The 13,802-nt window shown below is 54.7% G+C and carries 11 protein-coding genes; 8 read left to right on the forward strand and 3 right to left on the reverse strand.

The genetic code is table 11. The features are described 5' to 3' along the window. Positions 1-16 precede the first annotated feature (16 nt). The 8 genes from CEE36_01225 (at position 17) to CEE36_01260 (ending at position 9,634) form a co-directional block, all read left to right on the forward strand. The gene (locus CEE36_01225) at positions 17-2,431 is read left to right on the forward strand and encodes an ATP-dependent Clp protease ATP-binding subunit ClpC (GenBank protein TKJ44392.1); all 2,415 of its coding nucleotides are present in this window, start codon (positions 17-19) and stop codon (positions 2,429-2,431) included. Further along, positions 2,428-4,686: an outer membrane protein assembly factor BamA gene (gene bamA, locus CEE36_01230; protein TKJ44393.1), complete on the forward strand. Its 2,259-nt coding sequence runs from the start codon at positions 2,428-2,430 to the stop codon at positions 4,684-4,686. The genes CEE36_01225 and bamA overlap by 4 nt, the downstream gene beginning before the upstream one ends. Before the next feature lie 124 nt (positions 4,687-4,810). Continuing rightward, positions 4,811-5,590 carry a hypothetical protein gene (locus CEE36_01235; protein ID TKJ44394.1) on the forward strand — a complete coding sequence of 260 codons (780 nt, stop codon included), beginning with the start codon at positions 4,811-4,813 and terminating at the stop codon, positions 5,588-5,590. A 64-nt stretch (positions 5,591-5,654) separates the two neighbouring features. Then, complete coding sequence (locus CEE36_01240) at positions 5,655-7,016, forward strand: cysteine--tRNA ligase (protein TKJ44395.1); 1,362 nt, start codon at positions 5,655-5,657, stop codon at positions 7,014-7,016. Next, entirely contained in the window at positions 7,013-7,708 is a 696-nt protein-coding gene (gene deoC, locus CEE36_01245; GenBank protein TKJ44396.1) for a deoxyribose-phosphate aldolase, read from the forward strand. Before CEE36_01240 ends, deoC begins: the two co-directional genes overlap by 4 nt. Positions 7,709-8,025: 317 nt before the next feature. Beyond that, the gene (locus tag CEE36_01250) at positions 8,026-8,283 is read left to right on the forward strand and encodes a 50S ribosomal protein L27 (protein ID TKJ44397.1); all 258 of its coding nucleotides are present in this window, start codon (positions 8,026-8,028) and stop codon (positions 8,281-8,283) included. 13 nt (positions 8,284-8,296) lie between these two features. Beyond that, positions 8,297-8,956 (forward strand): MBL fold metallo-hydrolase, encoded by a 660-nt coding sequence (locus tag CEE36_01255; GenBank protein TKJ44398.1) that lies wholly within the window; start codon positions 8,297-8,299, stop codon positions 8,954-8,956. Between the two features lie 69 nt (positions 8,957-9,025). Beyond that, positions 9,026-9,634 carry a hypothetical protein gene (locus CEE36_01260; protein TKJ44399.1) on the forward strand — a complete coding sequence of 203 codons (609 nt, stop codon included), beginning with the start codon at positions 9,026-9,028 and terminating at the stop codon, positions 9,632-9,634. Positions 9,635-9,653: 19 nt separating this feature from the next. Here the strand turns inward: CEE36_01260 and CEE36_01265 are convergent, their stop codons facing one another. Genes CEE36_01265 through CEE36_01275 form a run of 3 tightly spaced genes read right to left on the reverse strand, consistent with a single transcriptional unit; the run spans position 9,654 to position 12,809 of the window. Beyond that, positions 9,654-10,049 (reverse strand): hypothetical protein, encoded by a 396-nt coding sequence (locus CEE36_01265; protein ID TKJ44400.1) that lies wholly within the window; start codon positions 10,047-10,049, stop codon positions 9,654-9,656. Positions 10,050-10,072: 23 nt separating this feature from the next. Continuing rightward, positions 10,073-11,086 (reverse strand): hypothetical protein, encoded by a 1,014-nt coding sequence (locus tag CEE36_01270; protein ID TKJ44401.1) that lies wholly within the window; start codon positions 11,084-11,086, stop codon positions 10,073-10,075. Next, a complete protein-coding gene (locus CEE36_01275) occupies positions 11,079-12,809 on the reverse strand; it encodes an aspartate--tRNA ligase (protein TKJ44402.1) in 1,731 nt (576 codons plus the stop codon). Before CEE36_01275 ends, CEE36_01270 begins: the two co-directional genes overlap by 8 nt. Positions 12,810-13,802 lie beyond the last annotated feature (993 nt).

Genomic DNA, 13,802 nt, shown 5'->3' on the forward strand with positions numbered 1-13,802 from the left:
GGGATAAGAGGTTCGTATGTATGAACAGTTCACCCAGCGCGTGCGTCGGATATTCAACAACGCACGACGCGAGGCGATCCGCTTAAGACACGATCATGTAGGGCCGGAACACATCCTTCTTGCCCTGATTCAGGAAAAAGAAAGCGCTGCGGCCCAGGTTCTTGCCAACCTATCGGTCAATCTCGATGAGGTACGTGAGAATCTCGCTGCCTCACTTGAAGAGGGCCATGTAACCATACCATTCAACGAGATCCCGTTTGACGAGGACGCTCGCGCGGTGATCAACTACTCGATCGAGGAATCGCGTGCCATGAACCACAACTACGTGGGGACAGAGCACGTTCTTTTGGGCCTTTTGCGTACCGAGACAAGTATCGCCTCGCAGGTCCTTGCGGGGATGGACATTGATCTGGATACGATAAGGGAAGAGATAGCTCGCATCCTTGGAGCACCTGTTGGGAAGGGACGCAAGCGCAAGTCAAAGATACCTTTACTCGATCACTTTGCGCGCGACCTTACCGCTCTTGCCAAAGAAGGAAAGCTTGATCCGATAATCGGGAGGGAAAAGGAGATCGAGCGTGTTATCCAGATCCTCTCCCGGCGTAAGAAGAACAACCCGGCCCTCATCGGCGAGGCCGGGGTAGGCAAAACCGCTATCGTTGAAGGCCTGGCACAGAAGATCGTGGCGGGCGAGGTCCCTGTGGCGCAGCGTAAGGCAAGGATACTTGCCATTGACATGGCTTCTATAGTTGCGGGTACCAAGTACCGCGGTCAATTCGAGGAACGGCTTAAGGGTATACTCAAGGAGATAGTTGCGAGTGAGAACATTATCCTCTTTGTAGACGAGCTTCACACCATCGTAGGCGCCGGTGCGGCAGAGGGGGCGATCGACGCCTCCAATATACTTAAGCCTGCACTGGCTCGCGGCGAACTGCAATGTATAGGAGCGACCACCCTTGAGGAGTATCGCAAACACATAGAGAAACACTCCGCACTTGAGCGCAGATTTCAGCCGGTGATGGTCGAGTCTCCCACGGTTGCAGATACCTTTGAGATACTCAAGGGTCTAAAGGAGCGTTACGAGGAACATCATCGGATTCGCTACACCGACGACGCACTGCATGCCGCGGTTTATCTCTCAGATCGCTACATCTCGGACCGCCAGCTTCCGGACAAGGCCATCGACGTTATAGATGAGGCAGGCGCAAGGGTTAAGCTCTTAAATCCTGTGCTCTCGCCTGAGATAGCCGAACTTGAAGAAAAGATTGCCGAACTTTCGCGCCGAAAGGAGCGATCGGTCACCGAGCAACGCTTTGAGGAAGCGGCACAACTGCGGGATGAGATAGAGCGCCTTAAGGAGACCATGCGCGAGAAGCAGGAGGAGCTGGAATCGAAGGGAGAGTATCCACAGGTTACCACTGAGGAGGTTGCCTACGTTGTCTCCAGCTGGACCTCCATACCACTTTCTAAGCTGGAAGAGGAGGAGTCCAAACGCCTTCTTCACATGGAGGCAGAGATTGCCAAGCGGATCGTGGGGCAGAATCACGCCATAGCAGCGGTTGCTCGGGCTATCCGGCGTTCGCGTGCCGGGGTAAAGGACCCTCGCCGCCCGATCGGCTCCTTTATCTTCCTAGGACCGACCGGGGTCGGAAAGACCGAGCTTGCCCGGACACTGGCTCGCTTCCTATTCGGAGACGAAAATGCCCTGGTCAGGGTCGATATGTCAGAATACATGGAGAAGTTCAACGTATCTCGACTGATCGGAGCACCTCCCGGCTATGTGGGATACGATGAGGGCGGTCAGCTTACGGAGCGCGTTCGCCGCAGGCCATACGCTGTGGTTCTCTTCGATGAGATTGAGAAGGCCCACCCTGACGTCTTCAACGTCCTTCTGCAGATCATGGAGGACGGACAGATCACAGACTCCCTGGGCCGCAAGGTGGACTTCAAGAACACGGTCATCATCATGACCTCGAACATAGGGACCTCGGATATCACTCATTCCGGTCAGCTCGGATTCTCACGCGAGGACGCAGAGGAGGCGGACGCGTACGAGCGGATGCGCGATCGGCTTCTTGATGAGCTCAAGCGAGTCTTCAGACCGGAGTTTCTCAACCGAATAGATGAAACCGTGGTCTTCAGGTCGCTTGATCGTGATGCAATGTTTAAGATCGTCGATATCCTTACGGTGGAAGTGGAGGAACGCCTCAAGGATAAGGAGCTTACCCTTGAGCTCGACGCTGAAAGCCGCGAGCTTCTGGTAGAACAAGGCTTTGATCCCCAGTATGGGGCAAGGCCCTTAAAGCGTGCTTTGCGCCGCTTGCTTGAGGATCCGCTCTCAGAGGAGATACTGCGCAAGAAGCTGGAGGGTGGTCGCCAGATCAAGATACACCGCTCCGGCTCCAAGCTCATCTTCGAGACCGCCGGATGAACCTTTTACTGATCCTCGGTCTTGTTGCCTTACCCATAGGTGAGGTCCGGGTTTTGCCCTCAGGGGTGGATGCAAATTTGATCATCTCGCTTGCGGAACTTAACCCTGATATGCCTTACAGTGACGAGCTTGCATCAAAGGCGGTCCGCAGGCTCTATTCTACAGGCTACTTTGATTACGTAGCCGTAGACACCACCCTCCTCGAGGAAAAGGTCCAGGTCACGATACAGGTAGAACAGCCTCCAAGACTCGAGCGGATAGATATCGTAGGCAACCGGAGGTTGAAGACCAAAGCCATCCTGAAGGAACTCGAAGCCGATTCAGGCACGGTACTCACAGCACGTCAGCTCTTTGATTGGGAACGCAAGATACGCGAACAGTACAAGAAGAAGAACTATCTCTTGGCCAAGGTCTCAACGAAGCTGATTGAAGGCGAGAGGCCGGGTTATGCGGTCGCGCGAATCGAGATAGAGGAGGGCCGGGGTGTAAAGATTTCAAGCATCTCCTTTGAGGGCAACGAGAATGTTTCCGAGCAGAAGCTCAAGCGAAAGATGAAGAACCGCTCGAGATGGTTCATCATTCGGTCAGGCCGCTTCGACGAGAAGAAGTTCAAGGAAGACATTGAGCGCATAGAGGCGTACTACCACGACAGGGGGTGGATAGACTCCGAGGTTACAGAGACCGATCTGCCTATAGACTCGCTCGGTAACCTCGATATCGTTATGCACATCGATGAGGGGCGTCGTTACTACACCGGTAACTACTCTTTTGATGGACGTGAGGTCATTGCAGAGTCAACCCTTACAAAGGCGGTGGTCCTGGAGGAGGCCAAACCCTACAGCCTTACGCGGGCCCAGGTTTCTCTTGAGAGAATCCGCCGTGCTTACTGGGAGCAAGGCTACATCTACGCGGTTGTGGACCCACTCGAAAGCCTCCGTGAGGATACAGTTGATGTTTTGTATCGTATTCGTGAGGGTGAACCGGCACGGGTCAGGCGCGTGGTGATAGGGGGCAACCGCAGTGTTCGAGAGAACGTAATCCGCCGCCAGATCATACTTCTGCCCGGCTCGATCTTCAAATACTCAAAGGTGGAGCGCAGTCAGCGTAATATCTTTAACCTGGCTCTGTTCAGCGACGTTCGGTTTTATCCAGAGCCTTTGGAAGAGGGGGAACCCGATATCGATCTTGTGTTCGTAGTCGAGGAAAAACAGTCCGGTCAGATCGGAGCGGGAGTGACCTTCAACGCCTCGGAAGGCATCACGGGTTACGTGAAGATCGCTCACCCGAATGTGTTCGGCGGGGCTGAGAACGGCCGTCTGCTTTTCGAGAAGGGCACAAAGAAAACCCAGGCTTCGATCGGCCTTACCGAGCCCTGGCTCTTTGATACGCCTATCCTGCTGGGCGGGGACCTTTACTATACTACACGACAGTACGACCTCCGTGATGCCCAGGCTACCGCATACAATAAACGCTCCCTGGGCGGCTCTGTTCAAACCTCAACCCCCCTGCCACTTGACTATACGCGAGGCGGGGTAACATTAAGGGTTGAGAGGGTGTTCATTGACTCCGTTAGAAATCACCCATTCCCCTCCGATCCGATCCTTGGATTCGATCCCGCTTCCTATCCAAAGACCACAATCTCTGCAACCTTCGGCCTTGTGCGCGACTCGCGAGACTACTTCATCAATCCCTCATCAGGTTCATACTTCAGCGAGTCAATTGAGTTCGCAGGCGGGCCCCTTGGCGGGGATATTAACTTCATCAAGGAGATACTTGACGTTCATATTCACTTCCCCATAGCCTGGGAGCGCAGGATCGTCTTAACGCAGAAGATGCGTCTGGGCTACGTAACCGGCTACACCGCTGCGGACACTGTCCCTCTCTACGAGCGATTCCGGCCTGGAGGAACATCCTACGACGGTTTTGTGCGCGGATACGATGACCTTTCGCTCGGAACAGTGTCTGGGGGAGCGCTGCTTGGCGGGCGAGCGATGACCGTCTTCAATACCGAGCTTAAGGTGAAGGTAATCCCGCAGCTTGCATTGATAGCCTTCTTCGACGCAGGTAATGCATGGGAGAGGATAGACCAGGTAAACCTTTCGGAGCTTAAGAAGGGCGTGGGCGCGGGTATAAGGTTCGAGATCCCGTTTATGGGTGTTCTGGGATTCGACGCTGGATTCGGCCTTGACTACCCCAAAGGTACTACGTTCTCCCAGGCTTTCCGCCCCCACTTCCAGATAAGCCGCACATTCTGATCATGCACTTACGCGGCTCTGCACCGCTTAATCAATCCGAGAAAGACAAGGCCAACGCCCAGCTTCAGAAGTCGCGTCGACTTCTCGTATTCCACATCCCACACATCTTTCAACGAGGTGGAGCATGAAGAAGAGGGTTCTCGTAGTTGATCACGAACCAAAACTCTGTTCCATCCTTACAAGGGTGCTTTCTGAGCAGGGTTATGATGTTCAGGTCGCTGACAATGGTCGCAGGGCATTGGAGGTAATCCACCAATTCAACCCTCACCTTGTTATCGCCGATGTTGCGCTTCCACATATGGATGGGTTTGAACTCTGCCGGCGCATCCGGGCGGACGGCCGCTTCGGGTCGCTTCGATTCATCTTCCTTACCGCCAAGGACGCTCGCGAGGACGAGATAGAAGGGCTCTCGGTGGGTGCGGATGACTACATAACCAAGCCCTTAGACGTTGACAAGCTTCTTGCCCGCCTCGACGCCCGTCTGCGTTGGCTTGATAAGGTTGAGGAGAGCAAGGGATGCAATGGGATAATCTCCGGAAGCCTGGCGGGACGGAACCTTTTAGATGTCCTTCAGATACTCGAGTTGAGCCAGAAGCAAGGTGAACTGCGAGTTAACCAGGGCGATAAAGAGACCCGGATCTTTGTCTCCGAGGGCGAGATAGTCTTCGCAGAGTGCGGCATCAAGAAGGGCAAGCTCGCGGTCTATACGGCACTAACCTGGCCGGATGGCCGATTTTGCTTCACCCCGCTTGCGGAGGTTGAAGGCAAGGAGCACCTTGAGATCACGCCCCTGCTTCTTGAGTGGGCTAAGGTTTCTGACGAGATAGCACGCCGCAAGCCCGCATCTTCCGAAGGTATCGTCGATGAGTTCCTCCACTATGTAAAGGAACGTGAGAATATGTAGGGGCACGGCATGCCGTGCCCCTACCTTTTATTGACATCTGCCTTCTTTCCTTTAGAATAGCCACATGCAGGTAGAGGTTTACGACACGCTTTCGCGCCGTAAAAAGGCATTGGAACCACGCGACAATATGGTCCGCATCTATCACTGCGGGATGACCGTTCAATCACGTCCTCACGTGGGGCATCTGCGCGGCTACATCGTGATGGACGCGCTGCGGCGTTTTCTACGCTTCAAGGGCTACGATGTGAAGCTGGTCCAGAACATAACCGACATAGACGACAAGGTTATAGAGAAATCACGCGCCGAGGGCATCGACTGGCGCATGCTTGCCGAGCGCAACACCGAAGAGCTTCTTCGAGTAACCGATGCTTTGAACATAGAAAGACCCACGGTTATGCCGCGCGCCACCCAGCATATAGAAGAGATAGTGGACCTTGTCGCCAAGATCATCGAGAAAGGTCACGCCTACGAATCCGCAGGCGATGTTTACTTCGACGTGCGTTCCTACCCCAAATACGGCAAGCTTTCTGGCAAGAACATAGACGACCTTGAGTCCGGTGCGCGGATCGAGCCCAGTGAGAACAAGCGCGACCCTCTGGATTTCGCGGTCTGGAAGGCTGCAAAGCCGGGCGAGCCTTACTGGTACTCGCCCTGGGGCAAGGGACGACCTGGCTGGCACATCGAGTGCTCGGCAATGTCGGCACACTATCTGGGGTCGGAGTTCGACCTTCATGCGGGCGGCGAGGACCTGGTATTCCCTCATCACGAGAACGAGATCGCCCAGTACGAGGCGGCCACCGGCAAGGGGTTTGCAAAGGCGTGGATGCACGTCGAGATGCTCAACCTGCGCGGTGAGAAGATGAGCAAGTCCACCGGCCATCTTGTCGTGGCAAGCGACGTCATTGAGGCCTACGACCCCAACGCGTTGCGAATGTTCACCCTGCGCGTTCACTACCGCGCGCAGACCGAGTACAGCTTAGAGGGCATGGACGAAGCCCGCTCCGCGTGGGAGCGCATCACTATCTTCCTCTCCGCCGCACAGCAGGTTTTGGGTGAACCTGCGCTTGCTACCGAGTATCCCAAACTGGATGCAGTTTTGTCCGACGACTTCAACACACCCAAGGCGATGGGCCTGGTCTTTGACCTGGTGCATCAGGGCAACGAGGCGCTCGCTTCGGGTGACAAGGACAAGCTGGCAGAGGCTACCGCAAAGCTAAACCTTGCTTTGCAGATACTTGGGTTCAAACCCAGGCGTGAGGAGGGCGTGCGGGATGTCAAGACCCTTCTTGATCTGCTGGTACGTTTCCGTAGCGAGCTTCGAGCGGCAAAAGAATTTGAGTGGGCGGATAAGCTGCGCGAGATGGTGCAGGAATCCGGCCTGGTGATCGAGGATACAAAAGAAGGCACCCGGATAAGATTCAAATGAGCAAGCCTGAACTTCCTAAATCCGCGGAACAGATGGCGCGGATGATAGATGCGTCCATGCTGAGGCCCCAAGCCACACGCTCAGACGTTGAAAGCTTCCTTGAGGAGGCGATCCTCTACAACTTCGCCGCTGTGTTTCTGCATCCGGCGTGGGTCGGTGACGCGCGCCAGATCATCAAGGGCTCACCTGTAAGGCTCGGCATAGCAATAGGTTATCCGCACGGGGCACATCTTACAGAAACCAAACTGCTTGAGATCGATCAGGGTCTTGATTTGTGTGCCGATGAGTTCGACATGGTTGCCAACATCGGGCGTTTGAAGTCGGGCGAGGGCATCGCGGTTGCCAAGGAGATAGAGCGCTGCCGCCGCTCGATTGAGGGCAAGGTGTTCAAGGTAATAATCGAGACCGGCTGGCTTAGTGACGATGAGAAGCGGCTGGCTGCGCGCATCGTGGCTGACGCGGGTGCAGACTTCGTGAAGACCTCTACAGGTATCGTAGCCCCTGGCGCCACGGTTGCCGACATAAAGCTCTTATACGAGGCGGTGGACGGCTCCATCGGTGTCAAGGCTTCAGGCGGGATAAGGGCTTTTGATCAGGCGATGGAGATGATTGCAGCCGGTGCTTCCCGCATCGGCACCTCAGCAGGCCGGGCGATAGTGGAAGAAGCGAAGCAGAGGTTTTCATCAAAGTAGCACTTAACAGATGCGGGCCGACCTTAAGGTCGGCCCCTACTTTTACCTATCATTGTCGAGACTCCAATTTATTCTTGATTCGTTCAAATAGTTTCCAGAGTTTATAGATGGGATGAAATTCATTATCAAAGGGAGGTTTCATTGGTTTGATCGCTTCCATTGTCTCATTCAAAATAGTTGTAGGGGCACGGCATGCCGTGCCCCTACATATTCTTTGGGATAGGAGTTAGAGGTGAGGGATATTGGTTTGACACGGCATAAATCTCGCCTACAATTAAAGCTCAGTTTGGAAACGGATTCTCTTAAGGAGGAATTGTATGGCACATAAGAAAGGCGGCGGCGTTGCAAAAAACAACCGCGACAGCGCAGGCAGAAGACTAGGCGTTAAGATTCACGCGTCCCAGCGTGTGAAGACCGGCCAGATCATCATCCGTCAGCGCGGCACAAAGATCATGCCCGGGCGCAACGTTGGACGCGCCAAGGACGATACACTCTTCGCGCTTGCCGACGGCGTGATTCGCTTCGAGCACGTGACCAAGCAAAAGAAGCGCGTTGTAGTCGTCCCCGCGGAATAACTAAGGAGGTGAAATGAAAATCGAATGGTTGGGTCACTCATCGTTTCTTTTAGAGACCGCGGACGGCCGCAAGCTGGTTACCGATCCTTACGATTCCGGTTCCTACGACGGGGCCGTGGGCTATGAAGAGATTGATGTCGCGGCGGATGTTGTGACGGTGAGCCACGACCACCCGGATCACGACGGTGTGGCCGGGTTGATTTACGCGCCCGGCACGGTGGTGCGCGAGTCCGACTCAACCGAGGCCGCAGGATTCAACATCCGGGGTATCGAGACCTTCCATGACGAAAGCCACGGTGCAGAGCGCGGACGAAACACCATCTTCGTGATCGAGGCCGATGGGCTGCGTGTTTGTCATCTTGGTGACTTAGGTCATCCGTTGAGTGAGGAGGAGATTGAGAGCCTCGGCCAGGTAGATATCTTGATGGTCCCTGTAGGCGGTCACTTCACTATAGATGCAACTCAGGCCACCGCGATCGTGAACCGCATCAAGCCTAAGGTAGTAATCCCAATGCACTACAAGACCAAGGTGCTGGGTTTCCCGATCGCCGGGGTGGAGGGGTTCCTTCGAGGCAAGTCGAACGTGGTGCGGATGGATTCCACCTTCACCGAAGTCACGAAGGATAACCTGCCTGCCGAGACCGAGATCCGCGTTCTGCAACACGCGAAATAATATTCACCCCAACCGAATGCTACGCCTTCAGTTGGGGACCCCGATTGGCATTTCGGAGAGGCGAGGTTAGTGACCAAGGTTACTATAGATAAATCCAGACTTTCCATAAAAGAACTCAGTCTAGACACGTGGAAGGATTTTAAGAGGTTCCATGAAGGAAAGGAAGGAACCATAGAGTGGAAGGGGTGCTACTGCACCTACTGGGAGTTCATGGGTAGCAATGAGGAGTGGAACAAGCTCACCGAGACCCGCAACCCGGCGATAATAGAATTCAAAGAATCCTTGGTTCGGGAAGGTAAAACCCACGGCTTCCTGCTCTACCTTGAAAATAAACCCATCGCCTGGATGCAGTACGGACACCGCTCTTATTTCGCCAAGTTAAATCGCTACGATAGATACCAAGAAACCGCTGGAGATGACGTTACCTCCATAACCTGTTTCGGTGTTGTCAAAGAATATCGAAAACAAGGAATCGCACGAGCCCTGCTCAGAATGGCCCTGGAGGAATTTAAGAGGAAGGGGATTAAAACTGTCGAAGGTTATCCTCGTAAGATTGCGTCAGAACAGGTTGAATCGGACGACGAGGTGTGGCAAGGGCCGTTAAGTCTATTTCTTTCATGTGGGTTCGAGATTTATATCGATCACGAGCGATACCCTGTAATTCGCAAGTTGTTGTAAGTAAATCCGGAGAATATCGTTAGTCTTTCTTCTCTGCATTGATCACTTCAACCTCTATCCCCCCTTTAAGTAAGAGCTTCGTGGCTACCCCCTCTTCACCGCAGGAAGGGGAGCGGGATTTGAAGATAGCACGTTTGGCACCGACGAGCCTTGCGATCTTTAAGGTCTCTTCGGCACCGCTTAAGAACTCCGGCGTAACGTCCCTGCCCTCTTCATTGATCACAGTCGGCTTAGCCCTCCTCCATGTCAAATCGTTCTTTGGCCGCGGTGTAGAAAGTCCACCAAGCTGCTCCGGACATACAGGAACAAGACACAAGCCTTCCTTCAGGGCATTCCTTACTTCTTCCGGGATCTCGCATCTTCGTGCGTCGTAGCGGCAACGCACCCCCACAAGGCAGGCAGAAACCAGTATCAATTTCTTTGGCCCCTGGACAAGAATCAGTCTTCTTCCTTTTCTATGTAAGGCCTGGGATTGACCGGCACACCGTTTACACGGACTTCATAGTGCAGGTGTGAACCGGTGGTGCGACCGGTGCTGCCCACATAACCGATCACATCCCCACGTTCAACCCGGTCTCCGGTTTCAACCCCATATCGTGAAAGATGGGCATACGCTGTGCTGAACTGGGTGCCGTGATCTATCACGATCATCTTCCCATAGGCTCCTACGTAGCCCTTGAACGTAACCACTCCGTCGCCAGTAGCAAATACCGGTGTACCGATCACATTGCCGATGTCAATCCCTGAATGGAAACCACCCTTTCGCGGCCCGAAATGGGAGGTGACCTCCCCAGTGGCAGGCCACCCCATGGGACGTCCCTCCAGAAGGGTGGCCTTTTTCTCCAGGAAGTCACGTAAGTCCTTGAGATTGTTGCGCTTGTTGCGCAACTCCTGGGCCAAGCTCAGCGCTTCAACGTCGATCGTAGCCTTGAGAGTATCCTGGGAGATACTTAAAAGTCCCTCAAAATAGGACTCGGGATCAATCTCTACGCCGCCTCGTCCACCTTCAGTTCCTTGCTCCACCTCGGTGGAGCGCAGCTTCTGGGCGTCTTGCTTGGAAAGTTTGTAGCCGGCAAGTATCTTGAGGTCGGTGACGAAGTTCTCCAAACGTTCCAGCTCATCGGTCACCTCGGACAGACGCCTGGCATGCGCTACCCGTTCGGTTTCTATCTCATTCAGAAGGCTGTCTTTGGAGTATCCGATGGCGTCACGTTCGGTTATAAGTGCGCGGGTGCGTGCGTGCAATTCACGATTCTCCTGCTGGATCGGGCCGGCAACGCGGCGCAGCTGAATGAGTTCGTTAGCGTAGATAACCAGCCTCACAAAGCCCGCGGATAGCAAGGCAAGCACGGTGTAGAGAATTACGTTCATAACTTTCTTGGACACATGGATACGGCGCGGCGCCTTAGTACCCTCAGGTATAATAACAAAGGTATGATCGTGCTTAATCATTCTTCTTCCTCCTCTTAGGCACTATTCTTATCCCCAGCTTTTCAAGCTGGTCTTTGGCAACCTCGGCAGGCTGGCCCTCCATCAGCCCCTGGCCCGAGGTCGTTTTTGGAAAGGCTATCGTGTCTCTGATGCTATCAAGTCCGGCAAAGATTGCCACGATCCGGTCGAAACCCATGCCGATCCCGCCGTGCGGAGGAGCACCCGCATCAAGCGCGGCAAGGAAAAACTCAAACTGAGCAGGATCAATCCCGGCGATGCGCAGTAACTTCTCCTGAAGCTGGCGGTTATGGCAGCGGATCGAGCCTGAACCGAGCTCTATCCCGTTGAGTACCACGTCAAAGAGCCTGCCGCGAACCTTTAATGGTTCTTGCTCCAGATCCCTTAAATCCTGCGCCTGCGGCGAGGTAAAGATGTGATGGGAGGGAACGATCTCGCCGGTCTCCTCGTCGCGCTCAAACAACGGGAAGTCGGTGATCCACAACGCAAACATCTTGTCCTCATTCACCAAACCCATCCTACGACCACAGACATCCCTCAAACGGCTCATCGCCTGGTTCACCAGCCTGGGGTCTGTGCCGGCAAGGGCAAGCTCAAGCTCCCCTTCTTTGAACTCATGTATATTCATGAACTTAGAGAGCGGACCGGAAAGTTTGCCATCCTGTTTCCTCGCCCATACAACGCCTGGGAAGCCGAAGGGCTTGACCTCTTCATCCAGCGAATCAATATCCTTACGTGACCAGCCAGCACCACCTTCAAGTCGCAGCGCCCGCACGATCCCGCCCTTATCCACGATCTCGGCGAATATGCGAAACTCTGAACCCTTGAAACGCTCGGTTACCGTTGAAAGTTCCAGCGGATTTCGCAAATCAGGCTTGTCCGTGCCGAAGCGTTCCATAACCTCTTTATACGTCATGCACGGGAACGGGATCTCAAGGAACTGATGCTTGATCTCCTTAACCCATAGATGGAACAGCCCCTCCACCAGTTTTTGTATGTCTTCCTCGGTTACGAACGAGGCCTCGATATCCACCTGGGTGTGCTCGGGCTGGCGGTCGGCGCGCAGGTCCTCATCCCTCAAACACCTCGCCCACTGGAAGTACCGGTCAATGCCGGAAACCATGAGTATCTGCTTGTAGAGCTGGGGCGACTGAGGCAGCGCGTAGAATTTGCCTTTGAGGTTGCGCGATGGCACCAGGAAGTCGCGCGCACCTTCAGGTGTTGATTTGGCAAGGATCGGGGTCTCAACCTCCCAGTAGCCGTGCTCTGCAAGGTAGTTGCGGCCAAGCTGTGTCAGGCGGTGACGCAGGCCCATTATCTGTGACATGGATGGCCGCCGCAGGTCCAGATACCGGTACCGCAGCCGCATCTCTTCTGCGGGCAGAAGCTCCTCGCGTTCCACGCTGAATGGCAGATCCTTGGCCCGGTTGAGAACGGTCAACTGATCGGCTCCGACCTCCACAGCACCTGATGTGAGGCGTTCGTCTGCCTGGCCGGGGGGGCGGGCGCGAACGGTTCCGCGTATCTCGACAACATCCTCGGCGTGCAGGTCTCTTGCCTCCTTGATCTTTTTAGGGTCACAGACCACCTGGATAAGGCCTGAGCGGTCGCGAAGATGGAGGAATACCATGCCGCCCAGGTCGCGCAGCCGGTGCACCCATCCGCACAGACGCACGGGTTGATCCACGTGCTCAAGCGTAAGTTCGCCGCAATAAGAACGTTCCATTACAAGATTCTAACGGAAATTCACCTTCCGTCAACCCGCCATCTACAGCTCACCGCTGACAGCTCACAGCTAACGGCTGATAGCGGTCGGCTGTCAGCCGTGAGCCATTAGCCGTAAGGAAACGATCTGGTTCCCCCTCCTTGGTGGACAGCGTGCCCCTTGGGGCGCCAATTTTACTGCGCCCCATAGGGTAGGGGGATAGGGGGAGGGGGATATTATTCACAGGCTGGAGAGCCTGTGCTACATTAATGTCATTGCGAGGAGCGAAGCCCCGAAGCAATCCCATATTATATAAAAGGACAAATCATGTAGTGTGAGTCTTCAGACTCGCTTGAAGATTGGAGGCAAACTCACACACACCGTCATCGCGACCGTCCGTCCGCCTCCTTGGGAGGCGGGGAAGGGTGGCGATCTCATATACAAGACGCGCGTTGGTTTGAGACGACCTTTAATCACCCTCAATTCGGATTGGTGGGTGATCATCACTTAGACGCGTGTCCTCGTGCAGTGCCCTATATGAGATTGCTTCGTCCGGCTTCGCTTGAGGCTCAGCCGTCCTCGCAATGACTGAAGGATGTGTACTCCCCTCTCCCTCTGGGAAAGGACAGTGCCACCGTCTGGCAGGGGTCAGGGGTGAGGGATTGTTCCCTTCGGGGTCCCCGCGGGCGCACGCAGTGCGGTCGTGGGGTTTAAATTCCCCCTCCCTTTTATTCCCTCCCGCCAGGGGAGGGATAATCTTCAGGTATGCCTCCTCTCTTAAGAGGGAGGAAGATAATAAGGATTTTTGGAGTGAAACAACCGAGTTGTTGCCGTCCTCGTAATGACTTCAGGTTACGTGCCCCATCTTCCCTTTGAGAGGGGTTAGGGGTGAGGGATTGTTCCCTTCGGGGTCCCCGCGGGCGCACGCAGTGCGGTCGCGGGGTTTAAATTCCCCCTCCCTGGTGGACAGTGTGCCCCTTGGGATACTAATTTTACTGTATCCCATAGGGTAGG

It is taken from the genome of candidate division TA06 bacterium B3_TA06, assembly GCA_005223075.1.
Classification (GTDB): Bacteria; Hydrothermota; Tepidihabitantia; order B3-TA06; family B3-TA06; genus B3-TA06.

What these genes read in the sequence shown, in the direction of transcription:
- CEE36_01250 (TKJ44397.1), top strand. Translation starts at nt 8,026, where the DNA reads ATGGCACATAAGAAAGGCGGCGGCGTTGCAAAAAACAACCGCGACAGC.
- deoC (TKJ44396.1), top strand. Translation starts at nt 7,013, where the DNA reads ATGAGCAAGCCTGAACTTCCTAAATCCGCGGAACAGATGGCGCGGATG.
- bamA (TKJ44393.1), top strand. Translation starts at nt 2,428, where the DNA reads ATGAACCTTTTACTGATCCTCGGTCTTGTTGCCTTACCCATAGGTGAG.
- CEE36_01255 (TKJ44398.1), top strand. Translation starts at nt 8,297, where the DNA reads ATGAAAATCGAATGGTTGGGTCACTCATCGTTTCTTTTAGAGACCGCG.
- CEE36_01270 (TKJ44401.1), bottom strand. Translation starts at nt 11,086, where the DNA reads ATGATTAAGCACGATCATACCTTTGTTATTATACCTGAGGGTACTAAG.
- CEE36_01235 (TKJ44394.1), top strand. Translation starts at nt 4,811, where the DNA reads ATGAAGAAGAGGGTTCTCGTAGTTGATCACGAACCAAAACTCTGTTCC.
- CEE36_01275 (TKJ44402.1), bottom strand. Translation starts at nt 12,809, where the DNA reads ATGGAACGTTCTTATTGCGGCGAACTTACGCTTGAGCACGTGGATCAA.
- CEE36_01240 (TKJ44395.1), top strand. Translation starts at nt 5,655, where the DNA reads ATGCAGGTAGAGGTTTACGACACGCTTTCGCGCCGTAAAAAGGCATTG.
- CEE36_01225 (TKJ44392.1), top strand. Translation starts at nt 17, where the DNA reads ATGTATGAACAGTTCACCCAGCGCGTGCGTCGGATATTCAACAACGCA.